The sequence below is a fragment of the Vibrio sp. AK197 genome (assembly GCF_053903115.1).
Map to the genome: position 1 here is coordinate 2626455 of NZ_CP096430.1, position 19731 is coordinate 2646185.

The 19731-nt window shown below is 45.9% G+C and carries 20 protein-coding genes; 9 read left to right on the forward strand and 11 right to left on the reverse strand.

From position 1 onward, the window contains the following. Positions 1-4: 4 nt before the first annotated feature. The 5 genes from aceE to xerD all read right to left on the reverse strand — a co-directional run bounded on the left by aceE (position 5) and on the right by xerD (position 7264). Positions 5-2665, reverse strand: a complete 2661-nt coding sequence (gene aceE / locus M1D72_RS19185) for a pyruvate dehydrogenase (acetyl-transferring), homodimeric type (protein WP_390193666.1) — start codon at positions 2663-2665, stop codon at positions 5-7. A gap of 49 nt (positions 2666-2714) precedes the next feature. Beyond that, the gene (gene pdhR, locus M1D72_RS19190) at positions 2715-3482 is read right to left on the reverse strand and encodes a pyruvate dehydrogenase complex transcriptional repressor PdhR (RefSeq protein WP_390193670.1); all 768 of its coding nucleotides are present in this window, start codon (positions 3480-3482) and stop codon (positions 2715-2717) included. Positions 3483-3837: 355 nt separating this feature from the next. Then, positions 3838-5577, reverse strand: a complete 1740-nt coding sequence (recJ, locus tag M1D72_RS19195) for a single-stranded-DNA-specific exonuclease RecJ (protein WP_456296216.1) — start codon at positions 5575-5577, stop codon at positions 3838-3840. Between the two features lie 38 nt (positions 5578-5615). Beyond that, positions 5616-6404, reverse strand: coding sequence for a bifunctional protein-disulfide isomerase/oxidoreductase DsbC (gene dsbC, locus M1D72_RS19200; protein WP_456296217.1), 789 nt, complete (start codon positions 6402-6404; stop codon positions 5616-5618). 5 nt (positions 6405-6409) lie between these two features. After that, positions 6410-7264 carry a site-specific tyrosine recombinase XerD gene (gene xerD, locus M1D72_RS19205; RefSeq protein WP_456297434.1) on the reverse strand — a complete coding sequence of 285 codons (855 nt, stop codon included), beginning with the start codon at positions 7262-7264 and terminating at the stop codon, positions 6410-6412. Positions 7265-7450: 186 nt separating this feature from the next. On the opposite strand from xerD, the gene fldB reads away from it, so the two are divergent. After that, a complete protein-coding gene (fldB, locus tag M1D72_RS19210; protein WP_456296218.1) occupies positions 7451-7969 on the forward strand; it encodes a flavodoxin FldB in 519 nt (172 codons plus the stop codon). A gap of 70 nt (positions 7970-8039) precedes the next feature. On the opposite strand, the gene ampD is transcribed toward fldB, so the two are convergent. Continuing rightward, the gene (gene ampD, locus M1D72_RS19215) at positions 8040-8585 is read right to left on the reverse strand and encodes a 1,6-anhydro-N-acetylmuramyl-L-alanine amidase AmpD (RefSeq protein ID WP_456296219.1); all 546 of its coding nucleotides are present in this window, start codon (positions 8583-8585) and stop codon (positions 8040-8042) included. A gap of 132 nt (positions 8586-8717) precedes the next feature. Between ampD and nadC the strand changes: the two genes are divergently transcribed. The 8 genes from nadC to yacG all read left to right on the forward strand — a co-directional run bounded on the left by nadC (position 8718) and on the right by yacG (position 15718). Next, a complete protein-coding gene (nadC, locus tag M1D72_RS19220) occupies positions 8718-9605 on the forward strand; it encodes a carboxylating nicotinate-nucleotide diphosphorylase (protein WP_456296220.1) in 888 nt (295 codons plus the stop codon). Between the two features lie 94 nt (positions 9606-9699). Further along, on the forward strand, positions 9700-10251 hold the full coding sequence (locus M1D72_RS19225; RefSeq protein ID WP_456296221.1) for a type IV pilin protein: 552 nt from the start codon (positions 9700-9702) through the stop codon (positions 10249-10251). Further along, positions 10248-11888 (forward strand): GspE/PulE family protein, encoded by a 1641-nt coding sequence (locus M1D72_RS19230; RefSeq protein ID WP_456296222.1) that lies wholly within the window; start codon positions 10248-10250, stop codon positions 11886-11888. Before M1D72_RS19225 ends, M1D72_RS19230 begins: the two co-directional genes overlap by 4 nt. A 12-nt stretch (positions 11889-11900) precedes the next feature. After that, entirely contained in the window at positions 11901-13118 is a 1218-nt protein-coding gene (locus M1D72_RS19235; RefSeq protein WP_456296223.1) for a type II secretion system F family protein, read from the forward strand. 66 nt (positions 13119-13184) lie between these two features. Beyond that, a complete protein-coding gene (locus M1D72_RS19240; RefSeq protein ID WP_456296224.1) occupies positions 13185-14054 on the forward strand; it encodes a prepilin peptidase in 870 nt (289 codons plus the stop codon). Between the two features lies 1 nt (position 14055). After that, positions 14056-14664: a dephospho-CoA kinase gene (gene coaE, locus M1D72_RS19245; RefSeq protein WP_390193692.1), complete on the forward strand. Its 609-nt coding sequence runs from the start codon at positions 14056-14058 to the stop codon at positions 14662-14664. Between the two features lie 40 nt (positions 14665-14704). Further along, the gene (gene zapD / locus M1D72_RS19250) at positions 14705-15445 is read left to right on the forward strand and encodes a cell division protein ZapD (protein ID WP_390193695.1); all 741 of its coding nucleotides are present in this window, start codon (positions 14705-14707) and stop codon (positions 15443-15445) included. Between the two features lie 75 nt (positions 15446-15520). After that, positions 15521-15718 (forward strand): DNA gyrase inhibitor YacG, encoded by a 198-nt coding sequence (gene yacG, locus M1D72_RS19255; protein WP_390193697.1) that lies wholly within the window; start codon positions 15521-15523, stop codon positions 15716-15718. Between the two features lie 333 nt (positions 15719-16051). Here yacG and rplS read toward each other — a convergent pair whose 3' ends face one another. The 5 genes from rplS to ffh all read right to left on the reverse strand — a co-directional run bounded on the left by rplS (position 16052) and on the right by ffh (position 19673). Then, on the reverse strand, positions 16052-16405 hold the full coding sequence (rplS, locus tag M1D72_RS19260; RefSeq protein WP_390193699.1) for a 50S ribosomal protein L19: 354 nt from the start codon (positions 16403-16405) through the stop codon (positions 16052-16054). A gap of 41 nt (positions 16406-16446) precedes the next feature. Further along, positions 16447-17190 carry a tRNA (guanosine(37)-N1)-methyltransferase TrmD gene (gene trmD / locus M1D72_RS19265; RefSeq protein ID WP_456296225.1) on the reverse strand — a complete coding sequence of 248 codons (744 nt, stop codon included), beginning with the start codon at positions 17188-17190 and terminating at the stop codon, positions 16447-16449. Positions 17191-17216: 26 nt separating this feature from the next. Next, positions 17217-17765, reverse strand: a complete 549-nt coding sequence (rimM, locus tag M1D72_RS19270) for a ribosome maturation factor RimM (protein ID WP_456296226.1) — start codon at positions 17763-17765, stop codon at positions 17217-17219. Between the two features lie 17 nt (positions 17766-17782). Then, a complete protein-coding gene (gene rpsP / locus M1D72_RS19275; protein WP_004742593.1) occupies positions 17783-18031 on the reverse strand; it encodes a 30S ribosomal protein S16 in 249 nt (82 codons plus the stop codon). 262 nt (positions 18032-18293) lie between these two features. Beyond that, positions 18294-19673 carry a signal recognition particle protein gene (gene ffh / locus M1D72_RS19280; RefSeq protein WP_390193704.1) on the reverse strand — a complete coding sequence of 460 codons (1380 nt, stop codon included), beginning with the start codon at positions 19671-19673 and terminating at the stop codon, positions 18294-18296. Positions 19674-19731 lie beyond the last annotated feature (58 nt).

Sequence of the window (19731 nt, forward strand, 5' to 3'; positions counted from 1 at the left end):
TTTATTAAGCGTATAGTGGGTTTGTTTTGTCTGCGTCGATGTCGAATTTCTTAATCGCTTCAGTCACGACAGATTTCTCAACATCACCACGTTTCGCAAGCTCATTTAGCGCAGCAACCACAACGTAACCCGCGTTCACTTCAAAGTGACGACGTAGGTTATCGCGGCTATCTGAACGACCAAAGCCATCTGTACCCAACACTTTGTAAGACTCAGCAGGAACAAATGCACGGACTTGTTCAGCGTAGTTCTTCATGTAATCAGTCGCGGCGATTGCCGGTTCACTGCCCATCACGGTTGTGATGTAAGGTACTTGAGCTTCAGCTTCTGGGTGAAGCATGTTGTAGCGCTCAGCTGCTTGACCATCGCGAGTCAGCTCATTGAATGACGTGACAGAGTAAACGTCAGACGCAATGCCGTATTCTTCGCTTAGGATTTGGCCTGCTTTACGCACTTCGTTCATGATCGTGCCAGAGCTTAGTAGCTGAACTTTGGCTTTTTTGCCTTCGTTGCTTTCAAGCTTGTAGATACCTTTACGAATGCCTTCTTCAGCGCCTTCAGGCATCGCTGGCATTGCGTAGTTTTCATTCATTAGCGTCAAGTAGTAGTAAACGTTCTCTTGCTCACCATACATACGACGAATGCCGTCTTGCATGATCACTGCAACTTCGTAAGCAAAAGTTGGGTCATAAGAGATACAGTTAGGTACTGTGTTCGCCATGATGTGTGAGTGACCATCTTCGTGTTGAAGACCTTCACCATTCAATGTTGTACGACCAGCCGTTGCACCCAATAGGAAACCACGAGCTTGTTGGTCACCTGCCATCCACGCCATGTCGCCAACACGTTGGAAACCGAACATTGAGTAGTAGATGTAGAAAGGAATCATTGGCAAGTTGTTGGTGCTATATGATGTTGCTGCAGCAACCCATGAAGACATTGCACCTAGCTCGTTGATACCTTCTTGCAGAACTTGACCTGAGGTGTCTTCTTTGTAGTAAGAAACCACACCGCGGTCTTCTGGCGTGTAAGTTTGACCATGCGGGTTGTAGATACCCACTTGACGGAACAAACCTTCCATACCAAAGGTACGTGCTTCATCAGCGATGATAGGAACGATGTTTTGACCAATGTTCTTATCTTTCAGCAGGACGTTTAGAGAACGAACAAATGCCATGGTTGATGAAATATCACGTTTTTGCTCTTCAAGTAGTGCTTTAAAGTCACCCAGTTCAGGTACTTTAAACTCTTGAGTAAAGTTAGGTAGACGCTGAGGCGTATAACCATGAAGCGCTTTGCGGCGAGCATGTAGGTATTCGTACTCTTTTGAGCCTTCTTCCAGTTTCAAGTATGGAAGTTCTTTAATTGTCTCATCAGAAACCAAGTCTTGTAGGCCAAGACGATCACGCAAGTGTTGTACGTGAGTCATGTCCATCTTCTTAACTTGGTGCGCGATGTTTTTACCTTCCGCCGCTTCACCCATGCCATAGCCTTTCACGGTTTTCGCTAGAATAACCGTTGGCTTGCCTTTGGTGTCTTGAGCGTTTTTGAACGCCGCGTATAGTTTCGAAGACTCATGACCACCACGTTTCAGTGCGAACACTTCGTCGTCAGTCATGTCAGCAACCAATGCTGCTGTCTCTGGGTATTTACCAAAGAAGTGTTCACGAACGTACGCGCCATCTTTTGATTTGAAGGTTTGGTAGTCGCCGTCAATGGTTTCGTTCATCAGTTGAAGAAGCTTACCAGACGTATCTTTAGCAAGTAGCGAATCCCAGTTGTTACCCCAGATAACCTTAACAACGTTCCAACCAGCACCTTTGAATAGACCTTCAAGTTCTTGAATGATCTTACCGTTACCCATTACAGGGCCGTCAAGACGCTGTAGGTTACAGTTGATTAGGAAACATAGGTTGTCCAGTTTTTCACGTGCTGCGAATGAAATTGCACCGCGTGATTCTGGCTCATCCATTTCACCATCGCCAAGGAAAGCGTAAACGCGCTGTTCTGAAGTATCTTTCAGACCACGACCTTCAAGGTATTTTAGGAAACGCGCTTGGTAAATTGAGGCGATAGGACCAAGACCCATAGAAACGGTTGGGAATTGCCAGAATTCAGGCATCAGTTTCGGGTGAGGGTATGAAGGAATACCTTTGCCATCCACTTCTTGGCGGAAGTTATCTAGCTGCTCTTCAGTTAGACGGCCTTCAACGAATGCGCGAGAGTAAACCCCTGGAGAGATGTGACCTTGATAGTAAACCAAGTCACCGCCGTCTTTTTCGTTTGGCGCACGGAAGAAGTGGTTAAAACATGTCTCATAGAATGCGGCAGATGATTGGAAAGACGCCATGTGGCCGCCTAGCTCCAAATCTTTCTTAGACGCACGTAGAACGATCATGATTGCATTCCAACGGATGATGGAACGAATACGACGTTCTAAAGTGGTATCACCTGGGTATGCAGGTTCTTGATCGGCTGGAATCGTATTGATGTAGTTGGTGGTGATTCCGGTTGGCATGTCAACACCGTCTAGACGTGCTTTGTCTAGAACTTGCTCAAGTAAGAACTGAGCACGTTCCACACCTTCTTCACGTACAACTGACTCAAGGGCAGCAAGCCATTCTTGAGTCTCCAGTGCATCTACGTCATGCTTCATATCAGACATGGCGATCTATCCTTCTGTTGGTTGGATCTACTTAAACGAGCATGACTCGTTAAGAGTCATTGCCTTGTTGAATTCGACGCAAAGAACGCTCGCGACGAGACTCTTCGCGAGTCAAATCCAACAATGTTTCTTCGATATAAGCTAAATGCGAATGACACATTTCTCGCGCCTTGTCTGGCTGACCTGAAACAATCGCATCCACAATGTTAGCTCGGTGTTTGCTTACTTTCTCCACCACGTCATCGCGGCGGTGTAATAACTTTAAATTTTGAGAAATATTCTGCTCAAGCAAAGGCGCTAAGCTACGAACAATATGCAGCAAGACCACGTTATGGGCCGCTTCGGTAAGCGCAATCAAAAACTCCATAACCGCGGCAGATTCTGCTTCGACGTTTTTGCTAGCTTGTTGCTCACTGATACGTTCTAAGCACTCTTGAATTCGAGCAAAATCTTCGCTGGTACCACGCAATGCTGCGAAATACGCTGAGATACCTTCCATCGCATGGCGAGTTTCCAGTAAATCAAGCTGTGTTTCTGAGTGACTAGACAATAAATTTAGCAAAGGATCAGAAAAGCTCGTCCAAATGTTGTCACTAACGAAAGTGCCACCACCTTGACGACGCGTCAGTAGACGCTTTGCTTCCAAACGCTGGATGGCTTCTCGGATTGACGGACGAGACACGTCAAACTGCTTAGCCAGTTCGCGCTCTGGAGGCAACTTTTGCCCCGGAGAGAGTGTTCCTTCCACAATCAACCGTTCTAACTCTTGTTCAATCACATCTGAGAGTTTTGGCTGACGAATCCTTTGATAAGCCATAATTTGTTATTCTGTTACTCTTGTAGGCAATTGGTAATACCAATTTTAAGATGGCGAAGAAATTAACATAATTAAAACGTTTTTGTCCAGCCAAAAATTGACCTAAGTCATAGAAGCTATCAGGACTCAACAGCCTGATAACATTCGGGCATTAAAACAACAATAAAAATGGTCTGACCAATTACAACCGGTCAACACACTCCACTTTTGGGAGCCTGTTGGCACAATAGTCGACGGGTTTTAACAAAAGGTGAAGAATTTGCGTGAATGAGTGTTACATCGAGCCAAGATAAATAAATAAAAAGCCAATGACGTAGCATTGGCTTCGATGATTTATATATATCGATTTGTTTTATTATTTCGCTTCAATATGCTCGATCATTATTTGTAACGACTGATTTCCACGAAACTCGTTGATATCCAACTTATAGGCGAGACGTACCGTTTTCACTGACGCATCAGGCCAGCGACGTAAATCAACATTAAATGCGATTCCATCGATAGTGAGGTTGGTAGGATGTCCACGATACAGGGGTTCAAGCATCATTTTTAAGTGCTTTTCCCCGACTAACTTTTGATGCAAGACTTTAAACTCTCCATCAAAAATTGGCTCAGGAAAGGCTTGCCCCCATGGGCCTGCTGCACGCAGCATCTCTGCGGTATACATCGAAAACTCTTCGGGCGTCAGTTCGCCATCAGAGAGTACAACACCTTTCAGTGCTGCCTCATCAAGATCCTGCTTAACCATCTCATCGAATAAACGCGCAAAACGCTCAAAATCATCTTCTTTGATGGTTAATCCCGCCGCCATCGCATGACCACCGAATTTTAAAATTAGCCCCGGATTCTGAGTATCAATTTTATCCAGTGTATCTCGCATATGTAAGCCGGGAATTGAACGGCATGAGCCTTTAACCGTACCCTCTCCACCGTCTGCAAATGCAATTACTGGGCGGTGGAACTGCTCTTTGATTCGTGATGCTAAAATACCGATAACGCCTTGATGCCAGTCACGTTGAAACAGAACCAACCCATGAGGTAATTGGCTGTTTTCGCCAAACTGCAACCGCTCACAGAAGGCCATGGCTTCTTGCTTCATCCCCGCTTCTATTTCTTTACGAGTCTGATTCAGCCCATCCAATTCACTCGCCATGCGTCTCGCAGCATGAATGTTATTACACATTAACAATTCAACGCCAAACGACATATCATCTAAGCGCCCTGCCGCATTAATTCTGGGCCCAAGCGCAAAGCCAAAGTCCGTGGCGATCAAACGTCGCGCGTCACGTTTGGCGACCTCAATCAAAGCTTGAATTCCCGGGCGCGCTTTACCCGCCCGAATGCGTTGTAACCCTTGATGAACCAAAATACGGTTATTGTCATCCAATGGCACCACGTCAGCGACGGTACCTAACGCCACTAAATCAATCAGTTCCATTAGCTTAGGTTCTGCCATCCCTTGGGTTTGGAACCAGCCGACTTTGCGCATATGGACACACAAAGCCATCATCAAGTAAAACGCGACCCCCACCCCAGCCAGCGCTTTTGAAGGAAATGAGCAGGTTTCAAGATTTGGGTTGACGATGGCATCGGCAATGGGCAATTCATGCCCCGGTAAGTGGTGGTCTGTCACCACAACTTGCAGACCATTTTGCTTGGCGTAACGCACACCTTCAATTGAGGAAACGCCGTTATCTACCGTCATGATCACTTCGACGCCGAGTTCCAGCGCCTGATCCACCACTTCTGGGCTTAGCCCGTAACCATCTTCAAATCGATTCGGAACTAAGTAGTCAACGTTGTGACACCCCAACATACGCAATGCCAGCACCGATAACGCGGAGCTAGTCGCGCCATCGGCATCAAAATCTCCGACCACGATAATACGTTTATGGTTTTGAATTGCCGCAAATAAAATCTCTACCGCCTGCTCGATACCATCAAGCATTTGATACGATTTTAACGCTTTTGCTGCCGTATTTAGCTGTTCAGCTTGGGTAATTCCACGACGAATGTATATTTTGCGCAGCAGCGCAGGAATGGAATCAGGAAGTAATGAGAGATCGACTTCCGGACGCTGTTGAATTTCAATCATAATAAATTCGGCAGGCGAATTGCCTGCCTTCCAAATCGTTAAATACTTTCAAGCTCTTGCAGTAAGCGCTCCGGTGGTAGATAGCCACCGATCATTTTACCGTTAGGTAAGAAGATGGCAGGCGTTCCGCTCATACCGAGTGCAACACCAAGATCATGTTGATTTTTCACTTGCTGCTTACACTGTGCCATATCACCACTTGGCTCAGGGACTTCGCGCTTGGTTTTTGCAGCATCTAATGCGGCTTGTTTGTCATCCGCACACCAAATCGCTGCCATATCATCGGCAACTGGCCCCGTGCTGCCTTGGCGAGGGAAAGCCAGATAATGCACGGTAATACCCAACTCATTGTATTGCTGCATTTGGCTATGTAAACGGACACAGTAACCACAGGTGATATCAGTAAATACAGTGACGATATATTTTTCGTTATCCGCCTTGTACTCAATCATTTGGTCACGAAACTCTGCGATTTTCTGTGCATTGATTGGCGCCTGGCGTACCGCCTGAACATCTTCGTAACGCCCTTGCTCATCCAAATGATACAAGGTACCCGCGATGAAATACTGACCATCCGGTGACGCATAAAGAATCCCACCCTGAGTGTGTACTTCAATGAGACCCGGAATATCGGCTGGCACAATATCAGAGACTTGAAGATTCAACGCAGAAAAACGTTCAATCAACGCTGCTTTATCAATACTTTGTTCACTCACTGCCGCGCTGCTGCTATTGTCACTGCTCGCTTCTTCGGCATTACACGCTACCACAAATAGCGGTAGCGTTAACAAAGCCAGTTTTCTGATTACGCTGAATACTTTGGTCATTATTTTCAAGCCCTTGGATGATGCTGATTATGAATTTGTTTGAGTCTTTCCGTTGCCACGTGAGTATAAATTTGCGTGGTTGATAAGTCACTATGCCCCAGTAGCATCTGCACCACTCTGAGATCTGCCCCATAGTTCAGTAGGTGCGTTGCAAAGGCATGTCTCAATACGTGCGGTGATAGCATTTCGGTATCAATTCCGGCAAGAACAGCATAGTGTTTAATTCGGTGCCAAAAGGTTTGCCGTGTCATCTGACGTGCGCGTTTACTCGGAAAAACAACGTCGGATGTCTGTTCGCCAAGCAATATAGACCGCCCCTTCTCAAGAAAAGTTTCAATCCAATCGACGGCATCTTCCCCCATTGGAACCAAACGCTCTTTTCCGCCTTTACCAGTTACTCGCACTACCCCTTGGCGCAAACTGATATTTTCCATGGTTAAGCTCACCAATTCGGTAACACGAAGACCAGTGGCATACAGTAACTCCAACATTGCTTTATCACGCAGTTCAAGTGGATCGTTCGGATCCGGCGCATTCAATAATGCATCAACCTGATCTTCGGTGAGATCTTTTGGAAGACGTTTGGGTAATTTGGGGCTAACCAGCAATGCACTCGGATCATCAGCACGTACTTTTTCACGATGCAAATACTGAAACAGCCGGCGAATAGCCGACAACATTCGAGCGCGTGAGGTTTGTTTATAATCTTGGTCAAGTAACCAAGTTTGATATTGTTGAAGACCTGTCAAGCTGATGAAGTTCAAACGGTAATTGTTCTCTTCCATCCACGCTAGCAATTTCATTAGATCATTTCGATATGATGCCAAGGTGTTTTCAGACAATCCTCGCTCCATCCACATCGCATCTAAAAACTGTTCAACCAGACCTTGCTCGGCCAACACTCGTTCTGACACAACTTACCTCTCGACAATTGACCGCTTCACTCTACGGGAGCCATCCACACAATGCTACAAAATTTATCATGTAAAAGGCGTAGGAATACGGTTAGAATTTGCTGGTTAACGTAAGAATTGAAAAAGAAAATTATGAAGATTGGTCTGTTTTATGGCTCCACCACTTGTTACACCGAAATGGCGGCAGAAAAAATTCGTCAGTTGATCGGTGAAGAATTGGTCGATGTCCACAATGTCAAAGATTCTCCTCTATCCTTAATGAACGAATACGATTTTCTGATCTTGGGGATTTCCACGTGGGATTTCGGTGAGATTCAGGAAGACTGGAGCGCGGCATGGCAGCAAATCGATGGCGTATCGCTAAAAGACAAACACGTCGCATTGTTCGGCTTAGGCGATCAAGAAGGTTATGGGGAATGGTATCTGGATGCGATGGGCCTACTTCACGACGAAATCGTGAAGACGGGTGCAACGATCCTGGGTTACTGGCCAAACCAAGGGTATGAATTTGATGCTTCAAAAGCCCTCACCGAAGATGAGAGCCATTTTGTTGGCCTTGCGCTCGATGAAGATTCGCAATATGAATTGAGTGACCAGCGGCTCGAAGCCTGGGTTGAACAGATTTTAGTGGAATACCACGACGCACTCTAAGCTCGTCACCAAAGACTTACGACAAAAGCAAATTAAGCGGGGCGTTCCTCGCCCCTAGCCGCCGCTTGCTTTACCTAACAAGCAAGCGGCGAAATCTCCGCCAATCAAATACCAATCCGGGGTCGGTTTTTCTTAAGGGTGCAATATATTGGTGCCCGGTAATTCGAGGCTCAGTGATCTGCGGGTAATGGGCCATTAAGTGCTGAGTCAGCGTAGCTAAAGCTTGATACTGCTCAGCGCTATACGCCACAAAGTCGCTGCCCTCTAACTCAATGCCAATAGAGTAATCGTTACACTTTCCTCGCCCAGCAAATGATGATTTTCCGGCGTGCCATGCTCGGTCAAGAAAAGAAACAAACTGTACCACTTCTCCGTCTCGACGAATCAAACAATGCGCCGAGACCCCCATGTTATGGATGACCTTAAAGAAAGGATGCTGATTGGCATCCAGTTGACCGGTAAAAAATTGTTCGATGTAAGGCCCACCAAATTCTCTCGGTGGCAAACTGATGTTATGAACCACCAGCAGCGAGATATCCTGCACATCACTGCGCTGGTCAAAATACGGTGAAGGAACCTGTCTCGCGAATTGGTACCAGCCGCTAGAATCGATCATCACATTACCCTTATCTATTTGCGCTACAAAGATTTTATCGCCTTCTTACTGAAAAGCGAGATTAATGGCTGAATTTGATGTCAAGACACCGTATCATAGCCGCTCAGTTTATTCGGTTTGATAAGATTTGTGATGAAAGATACCCATAACAGCCAAGCTCGCCTTGACTATTTAAAGCAGCAACTTCCGCTTGAAATCACACGCTCAGTGACAGACACCTTAAAAGAAGACTTGGGTGGTACACTCGATCCCAATGCGGATATCACAGCGAGTTTGATTCCCGCAGATGCACAGAATGAAGCGACGATCATCACTCGTGAAGCTGGTGTCTTTTGCGGTCAAGCCTGGGCTGACGAAGTCTTTAAATTACTGGGTGGTGAAGTCGTCATCCATTGGCTCGTTAACGATGGCGATCAGGTTGAGCCGAATCAAACCTTATGCCACCTCAAAGGGCCTGCACGCATTCTGCTTACGGGTGAACGTAATGCGATGAATTTTATTCAAACCCTTTCAGGATGTGCCACAGAAACAGCCAAATACGCCAATATTCTACAAGGGACAAACTGCAAACTACTCGATACTCGTAAAACCATTCCTGGCCTGCGTAGTGCTTTGAAATACGCTGTCGCTTGTGGCGGTGGCTTTAACCACCGCATCGGAGTATTTGACGCCTATCTGATTAAAGAGAATCATATCATTGCATGTGGTGGCATAGAGCAAGCGATTGCAACCGCCAAGCAGCTTAACCCCGGTAAACCGGTCGAGGTCGAAACCGAGAGTTTGGAAGAATTACAGCAAGCCATCGATGCGGGAGCGGATATTATAATGCTGGATAACTTCTCAACCGAAATGATGCGTGAAGCGGTCGCCATTAATGCAGGTCGCGCGGCATTAGAAAACTCAGGCAATGTGACCTTAGAAACGCTACGTGAATATGCTGAAACGGGTGTGGATTATATCTCGGTTGGTGCGCTGACTAAGCACGTCAGAGCTATGGATCTTTCAATGCGTTTCAAATAATCATCACTTTCATTGATAAAAACAGAAGGCACCTGCCTTCTGTTTTTGTTTCGACCGAGATCAAATGACGCCGTAAACCCAATGTCGCACAGCGGTGAATTTTCTTTACTGCTTACGCACTCACCGAATCATTCCACCGCTAAATTCACTCGATACTTTTACTCTCAGTGCATTCGAAATAAATCGGCTGATCAAACAAGCAATGCGCACATTCTCTTGCTCAAAGCACTCTGGATTTACCCTAATTGAATTGATGATTGTCGTCGCGATCATTGGCATCCTATCTTCTATCGCGGTTCCGGCTTATCAACACTATGTAAAGAAAGCGGAAATGGCCTCCGCGTTGAGTATGCTTAAGTCACTGCTTACCCCAGCCGAACTCTATTATCAGCAACATGGTGCTATATCGAGTGAGCAGTCCAATGACATATGGCAAGCGCTCGGGACCTCTGCCAGTGCTTCTAGTTTAGGCACACTGTCTATAGAGGATGATGGCTTCGCGTTTGCTTTCGACAACAGCGCGATCACCACAGGTACTCGTCTGCTTTACTCAAGAGCCGCGAATGGCTGGTTTTGTACTACGTTTCTTGGCGAAGGCGAATCCGCCGACATTATTGCGAGCAGTTGTCCGGAGAGCCAACCATGAAGGCAGTACTTATCGATCTGCTGCGCCAAGCAAATTGGCTGACTGAAGAGCAATGTGCTCAAATCGAGATTCAAGGGGATCCAGACCTAAAAACCTTAGTCACAGAGATCGGACTCAATGCTCAGCAATTGTGTCAGTTCTTAAGCCACCAATTAGGAATTGGCGTCGTCTCATTAAGTGATTACGACTACCTCAAGCTTTGCCGTGAGCTCAACCAAGGAAAGCTATGGCATGATTATCAAGCCCTTCCCATAGAACGTCATCTTCAGCATTTAACCATAGCGGTCGCCGATCCAACGACAGACCAGCTTGAAGAAATGCTGCGTTTCCATTGTGGTTGCAACATTGAACTGGTTTTGTGTAACGGTGTAGAGCTCATTGGCGCACTGCAATACCTTTACGAGTTTGGCTCGCAAACGCCCCCATTTGCGATTCATGAAGCCACACCACAAGCTCACACGCCTTCCAAAGATTCACTAGATAATGAGCCTGACCATCAACATGCAACCATAAGCCAATACATCGATGACTTATTTACCCAGGCTCAGCGTCGCCAAGCTTCTGACATCCATCTCGAGCCCTTTGAGCATCATTATCGAATTCGCTTACGCTGTGATGGCCTGCTTAACGTGATAGACCAACCCGATATTCAGTTAGGGCGCCGAATCATAGGACGAATTAAAATTCTCGCTAAGTTGGATATTGCCGAGCAAAGACTGCCGCAAGATGGACGTTTACAGATGACGCTAAACCAAGGCTTAGAGCTGGATATGCGTGTATCAACACTCCCAACACTATGGGGTGAAAAAGTGGTACTTAGAGTGGTCGATAAAAACGCCGCCGATCTTGATCTCACCAAATTAGGATTAACTCCGGCCCAGCAACATCACTATGTGACGGCACTCAATAAGCCACAAGGGCTGATTTTAGTGACAGGCCCAACGGGCAGTGGCAAGACGGTCACTTTATATAGTGGCCTCAAACATTTAAACCGCACCGATCTGAATATAGCCAGCGCTGAAGACCCAATCGAGATCCAACTCGATGGTATCAACCAAGTGCAAATAAATACGGGTATTGGCTTTCATTTCGCCCACGCGCTTCGAGCGTTCTTACGCCAAGATCCCGATGTGTTAATGGTCGGAGAAATTCGCGATCAAGAAACTGCCGATATCGCTGTCAAAGCCGCGCAAACCGGGCATTTAGTGTTAGCAACGCTACACACCCAATCCGCCTCAGAAAGCATTACTCGACTCTCTCAAATCGGCGTGGAGATGTTCAATCTCGCATCGTCAATCAATCTGATTATCGCCCAACGACTCGTTCGTAAGTTATGTACTCACTGTAAACAGCCTGCTGTGACTGAGTCCGGCGATAATAACGCGCAACATTCATCATTTACTGCTGATCCGAATGGTTGTTCACACTGCTATCGTGGCTATCAAGGAAGAGTGGGCATTTACGAATTGATGCCCATTGACCGAGAACTCGCTCTTGCCATTGCCCAATCACAGCCTATCGAACATATCCAGCATTTAGCTGAGCAGAAAGGCATGCAAACGTTGCAGCAATCGGCAACGCTTGTCTATCAGCAGGGTAACACCAGTTATGCTGAGATCCAGCGGGTACTTAGCTAGCAAACCACGTTTATGATGCCGAAATCGCCCTTACATCGTTATCGATACACAGCTAAACGTTCGAGCGCACGGGTTCGAGGATCGCTACTGGCCTGTTCAAGTGAACATGCCAATGAGCAACTTAGAGCTCAAGGATTAGAGGTACTGCGACTCACTCAGCTGTCGCTATCGCTTTTTGCTCAGCTGAAACATCGTGTGACACAATCAGATATTACGATGTTAACTCAGCAGCTCTCAACACTGTTGAACTCTGGCGTGGCACTCTTACCCGCTTTGGCACTAATCACACAAACTCAACACAAAGCAGGGATGCGTGCATTGCTTTACCAATTAATCACTCATCTTGAATCAGGGCATTCACTCGCCAACGCTTTACGCCATGCCAGCCCTCAGTTCGATGACTTCTATTGTCAGCTGATTGCGAATGGCGAACTCTCAGGGCGACTTGCGCCCACTCTTTCTCGTTTAACCGAGTATCGAGAGAAGTCACAGCGTTTAAAGTCAAAAGTGATTAAAGCCATGATCTACCCATTGCTGATTGTCATTGTGGCCCTCGTTGTCAGTTACTTAATGCTGACGATGGTGATTCCCGAGTTTGAGCGTATGTTTTCAAGCTTCGGAGCACCGCTCCCTTGGTTTACTCAGCAAGTGTTAACGTTGTCGACCTACATTCAGACATTGAACGTCGTGCATTTGATCCTTGCCACCCTTCCTTTCACTGTCCTTCACTGGGCCGTCAAACGTCATCCGCAATGGCAATTAAGTCTGAGTCGTTTAAGTTTAAGGTTACCGATTATCGGTGAGCTTCTAAGCAAGGCCGCATTAGCCCGATTCAGCCGCAGTTTGGCTTTAAGTTGCCAAGCTGGTGTATCGATACTCACTGGGCTAGAAAATGCCATCGCGACCACGCAGCACGCCTACTATCAAATCCAGCTGCAACACGCCCTTCAAGATACGGCTGCCGGGAGTGGGTTAACGAATGCATTGCGCCAGGCACAGTGTTTTCCCGAGTTAATGCTTCAAATGCTGCACATTGGCGAGCAAAGTGGTCAAATGGATACCATGTTATTGAAAGTCTCTGACTTATATGAGTTTGAGGTAGAAAATCTCACCGATAACCTTGGTAAAGCGATAGAGCCCATGATTATCCTCGTTTTAGGCTCGCTGATTGGTGCATTAGTTATCGCGATGTATTTACCAATCTTTAATTTAATGAGTGTATTAGGGTAGAATCCTCTCCACTTTAGCGCGAAAGTTGTGCCAAGCTTATGACTTGTCATCAATAAGAGAGACTCTATGGAAGCTTTCCAGTTTTACCTTTGGCTATTCCCTCTGATGGCCGCTATTTTTGGTTTGATCATTGGCAGTTTTCTTAATGTGGTGATATATCGCCTGCCACTTATGATGGAACGAGAATGGCGACGAGACTGTGCCGAAAGCTTTCCTGAATATCATATCGAACCACCCACTGATGTATTCAATTTAAGTCTGCCAGCATCGACTTGCCCACACTGCCAAACTCGGCTCAAAGTTAAAGACAATATTCCCCTGATAAGCTGGCTCATGCTCAGGGGCAAATGTCGCTATTGCTCACAGCCAATCGGTATTCGCTATCCTTTGGTTGAGCTCCTTTCTGCGCTCACGTGTGCCAGTGTCGCCTGGCAATTTGGCCCAACACCTTATGCCCTTGCCCTGATTGCATTCACACTCGTTCTTATTGCATTAACTGGTATCGACTTTGCCACTTTGCTCCTGCCCGACCAAATCACTCTACCGCTTATTTGGGCGGGAATTTCCTTGGCCTTAGTCGGTATTAGCCCGATATCCTTGCAAGACGCGGTGATTGGTGCGATCAGTGGTTACCTCTGCTTATGGACAGTCTATTGGTTGTTTAAATTACTGACTGGCAAGGAAGGTATGGGCTATGGCGATTTTAAATTACTTGCCGCCCTTGGCGCTTGGTTAGGCTGGCAAGCTCTCCCATTCGTTGTTCTGCTTTCGTCAGTAGTTGGATTAGTGTTTGGCTTAATTCAGTTGAGGCTACAAAAGCAAGGTATCGATAAGGCTTTTCCTTTTGGCCCTTATCTAGCCATTGCTGGTTGGGTCATTATGATGTGGGATACGCCATTTATGGCCTGGTATTTTCAGCATTATTTGGGGTATTAACATGACTTATGTTGTCGGTTTGACCGGAGGTATTGCCAGCGGAAAAACCACCGTCGCCAACTTATTTCATCAACATTTTGACATCGAGATCGTCGATGCGGATGTCGTTGCCCGTGAGGTTGTTGAACCCAATACCATCGGATTAAATGCACTTATCGAACGCTACGGAAATGAAATAATTCTCAACGATGGTCGCCTTAATCGTAAGAAACTAAGAGAAATCATTTTTTCTGACGAAAGTGAAAAGCACTGGGTCAACCAGTTACTTCACCCATTGATTCGTCAAAGTATGCTTGAACAACTCGATATGGTGCAATCGCCCTATGCGTTATTGGTTATTCCATTAATGGTAGAGAACGATCTCCAGCGTCTTGCTCAACGCGTATTAGTGGTCGATGTTGAACCCTCGACCCAGATTGAACGAACCATGCAGCGTGACCAAGTTTCAGAGCAGCAAGCACGTGCAATTCTTGCTGCGCAGGCCGATCGTGAACAACGTTTAGCCATCGCTGACGATGTGGTTAAAAATGATGCAAAAAACCAGAAACTTTTGCCTCAAATCACAGAATTACACCAAAAGTACCTAGCATTGTGTAGGGAAAATCTGTGAGAATGAATAAGGTAATCTTACAGGAAGGCTTTTTTATTGCATGACAGCTCATTATTTTGAACATCCACTAAACGAGAAGACACGAATCTACCTGCGCGTTGAATATTTGTTGCGCCAGTTGAAAGTGTCCGCTCAATTTCGCGATGAGCTCCAGCACCTACTTTTCTTCCGTTCATTGTTTGATTTGCTCGAAATCTTTGATCAGATTCAGTTAAAAAGTGAGTTAGCGAAAGACATTGAAAAGCAGCGATTAACTTATCGTAGCTGGCTCAATGTAGATGGTGTCGACCAAGAAATGCTGCAGCATGTATTGCAAGATATCGACACCATTCACGGCACCTTGATGCAATCAGAACGCTTTGGTCTGTCACTCAAAGAAGATCGCTTCCTAAGTGCGATTCGCCAACGATTTAACTTACCAGGCGGAGCATGTGGCTTTGATCTGCCTGCGCTACATCATTGGCTTCACCTTAGTGAAGACGTCAAAACTCGCGACACCAATAAATGGGTAGAAAAGCTCAAGCCGCTGTCAGACGCCCTAGAAATGTGGCTACGCCTAGCGCGAGAAACCGGAATGTTTAAATCCCACATTGCAACCAACGGTTTTTATCAAAGTGATGCTGAAGAAGCGAACATTCTACGTTTATCGATACCGGGTCACTATGGCGTTTATCCAATGATTTCCGGACACAAAAATCGCTTCGCAATCAAATTCATTGATTTTGCCAGTGGTCAAGCAAGCTCCGCCGACGTCGAATTTGAACTCGCGGTATGCTCTTAACCGTCGACGTTCTATTTGCAATTCCTTGTTGAAGCGTCAACAATACCCGCATTGTCTCCATACTAGGTTTTGATCATGGAAAAAAAGGTAACGATCGTTAAATGCCCTCAATGCGGCACTGATGTCGAATGGGGAGAGCAAAGCCCTCATCGCCCATTTTGCAGTAAAAAATGCCAAATGATTGATTTTGGCGAATGGGCGGATGAAGAGAAGTCTATCCCTGGTGCGCCAGATATGTCGGATAGCGATGGTTGGTCAGAAGACCAGTACTAAACCGAGAATTATCGAATGATTTATAAGGTTGATGTGTGAACATCAGCCTTTTTATTACCTATAAGGCCAGAGCTAAGCTCAAACGCCCCAAGAACCAAATCGCGTTATTTCTGCTAATTTATTCTTCCTTCCCCTTTATCGAATTCAACACAACACTCTCGTTGCGCTTTGAACCTTGATATTTTTCTCTGACAAGGAGGAATTGCGGAGTTTATAAGTATAAATGAGCACTTACGATGCAGTGAGAGGGGAAAAATAGCCAGTTCAAATCGTAGCGATAAAAAAACGGGGCCTGTAAAGGCCCCGTTTCGTATGAGAACGCTAGTTATAGCATTACTTCTTAGCAAGTTTCTCTTTGATACGAGCTGACTTACCAGAACGCTCACGTAGGTAGTACAACTTGGCACGACGTACTGCACCACGGCGTTTAACTTCAATGCTATCAACCATTGGAGAGTGAGTTTGGAACGTACGCTCAACACCTTCACCGCTAGAGATTTTACGTACAGTGAAAGCAGAGTGTAGACCACGGTTACGAATACCGATAACTACGCCTTCGAACGCCTGTAGACGTTCACGGTCGCCTTCTTTTACCTTAACTTGAACAACAACAGTGTCACCTGGTGCAAAGTTAGGTAGGTCTTTTTTCATTTGCTCTTGCTCAAGAGCTTTGATGATGTTACTCATTTTTTAAATTCCTAGAATAAACTGATACTAAATAAATTAGGTTACTGAGCTCGATACTCTTTAATGAAATCAGCCAGTAATAGTTCCTGTTCGTCAGTCAGAGCTAGGTTTTCCAGGAGCTCTGGTCTTCGTAGCCAAGTACGGCCTAGCGATTGCTTTAATCGCCAACGACGAATGTCCTTATGATTTCCCGACTTAAGCACTGAAGGAACTTCAACGCCATCGAGCACCTCAGGACGAGTATAGTGGGGACAATCCAATAAGCCATTGGCAAAAGAGTCTTCTTCTGCCGACGCAAAATCGCCAAGTACCCCCGGAATAAACCGAGAAACTGAATCAATCAACGTCATGGCTGGTATTTCACCACCCGTCATTACAAAATCACCAATCGACCATTCTTCGTCGACTTCTGATTGAATAATGCGTTCATCTACCCCTTCATAACGACCACAAATGAGCAATAAATTGTCATTGGTTGCCAGTTCTTCAACTCCTTGTTGGTCTAATTTGCGACCTTGAGGAGAGAGATAAATGACCTTCGTCTTACCCGGTGCTGCCTGTTTTGCCGTATGAATGGCATCGCGCAAAGGCTGAACCATCATCAACATACCAGGGCCACCACCGTAAGGTCTATCATCAACAGTGCGATGCTTATCATGAGTGAAATCTCGAGGATTCCATATCTCAACTGATAAAAGACCTTTTTTAACCGCTTGGCCTGTTACTCCAAAATCCGTAACGCTGCGGAACATGTCAGGAAATAGGCTAATAACGCCAACCCACATAGTGTTCTTACTCCGTTACAGGGGAGTTAAAATCCAGGATCCCAGTCAACTTCGATCCGTTGAGCTGAGCGATCAATCTGTATGATCACCTGCTCTTCAAGGAACGGGATTAATCGTTCCTTTTGCCCAAAAGCATCTTTTAGATTGGCTTTGACTACCAAAACATCGTTTGAACCTGTTTCAAGCATATCTGTCACAACACCAAGGTCATAACCTTTGGTCGTAACAACTTGCATGCCAAACAATTCACGCCAGTAGAACTCATCTTCTGACAGTTCAGGCAGTACCGCCGGGTCAATAGCAATTTCAAAGTTCGTCATTAAATGCGCGTCTTCACGAACATCCATGCCTTCAAGCTTAACCACCATACCTTTGTTATGGCGTTTCCAGCTTTCCACTTTGTACTCAACCCACTCACCCTTTTGGTTCACAAACCAAGGGCTGTAATCGAAAATGCTTTCAGCATTGTCTGTGTAAGAAAAGACTTTAAGCCATCCACGAATTCCATAAGTCGCGCCAAATTTGCCGACAACTACTTTATCGCTCTGCTTATTGTTCATTTCTTTACCTTCCATCGAGTTAAGCTACTCAATTAAGCCGCTTTTTGAGCGTCTTTAACTAGCTTAGCTACGCGGTCAGATACAGATGCGCCTTGACCAACCCAGTGGTTAACGCGATCTAGGTCTAGACGTAGACCTTCTTCTTGACCTTGAGCAGTAGGGTTAAAGAAACCTACTTTTTCGATGAAACGGCCAGTTGCAGCATTGCGGCTATCCGCTACTACGATTTGATAGAATGGACGCTTCTTAGCGCCGTGACGTGCCAAACGAATGGTTACCATATCGTCCTCTTTGCTTTCTCAAAAATAAAATTAACCCCAGAAGCTACTCATAAAAAATAACTTGGGGTCTCGTGCCAAAATAAAGCTCCGGAATTTTACCCTTATTCCAACGCAATGCAAGGGGTTTAGCTATTTTTTAGCCACTTGATTGGCTCAAGCCGTTCTGTGACCAAGCTAACAAAAGTACTTACGAACCTTTAACCCCTTAATATAAAAAGAGCGCGGCTATTTGCTACGCTCTTTTTTAAAATTTCAGGCTTGTCTAGCGGCCAAATGGGTTAAAACCGCCACCACCACCGCCGCCCATCATTCCTTGCATATTACGCATCATGCCTTTCATGCCACCCTTCTGCATTTTTTTCATCATTTTTTGCATTTGGGTAAATTGCTTGAGCAGACGATTAACATCTTGTACCTGAGTGCCCGAACCTGCAGCGATACGCTTTTTACGTGAACCTTTAATCAGTTCAGGACGCTGACGCTCTTTCATGGTCATAGAGTTAATGATAGCTTCCATTTGTTTAAACATTTTATCATCAACTTTGTCTTTCACATTATCAGGGAGTTGGGACATACCGGGTAGTTTGTCCATCATCCCCATCATGCCGCCCATATTTTGCATTTGCCCCAACTGCTCACGAAAATCTTCTAAATCAAAGCCTTTTTTCTCTTTGAATTTTTTCGCCAGCTTCTGTGCTTTCTCTTCATCAACGTTACGCTGCAGATCTTCGATAAGCGACAGAACATCCCCCATTCCAAGGATGCGTGATGCAACACGATCAGGATGGAAAGGTTCGAGAGCATCGGTTTTCTCACCCACACCCAAGAATTTGATTGGCTTACCAGTGATATGACGAACCGACAGCGCGGCACCACCACGAGCATCACCATCTACTTTGGTCAGAATAACACCAGTGAGCGGCAACGCATCACCGAAAGCTTTGGCTGTATTCGCCGCATCTTGACCTGTCATGGCATCAACCACAAACAGCGTCTCAACAGGCGTAATCGCATTATGCAACTGCTGGATTTCTGCCATCATATCTTCGTCGATCGCAAGGCGACCTGCAGTATCGACAATTAGCACGTCAAAGAATTTCTTCTTAGCGTGGTCAATGGCAGCATTAGCAATATCAATTGGCTTTTGATCCGGTGAGGATGGGAAGAAATCGACACCGATATCTGTAGCAAGCGTTTCCAACTGTTTGATCGCGGCTGGGCGATAAACGTCAGCAGAAACCACCAAGACTTTCTTTTTGTCACGCTCTTTAAGGAGCTTGGAGAGTTTACCTACACTGGTGGTTTTACCCGCACCCTGTAAACCAGCCATCAAAATCACGGCAGGTGGTTGAGCCGCTAGGTTGAGCGCCTCGTTAGACTCCCCCATCACCGCTTCAAGCTCAGATTGAACGATCTTGATGAACTCTTGGCCAGGCGTCAACGATTTAGAAACCTCAACACCCACCGCGCCTTCTTTTACGCGTTTTACAAAATCACGAACCACAGGCAACGCAACGTCGGCTTCCAACAAAGCCATACGAACTTCACGCAGGGTTTCCTTGATATTGTCTTCGGTCAAACGACCTTTACCGCTGATGTTTTTCAGCGTTTTGGATAATCGATCCGTTAAATTATCAAACATCTTTTACTCTTCGCTTGCATTCGGCGATAAATTAAAGTGAGTATACCTTAGCCATGCA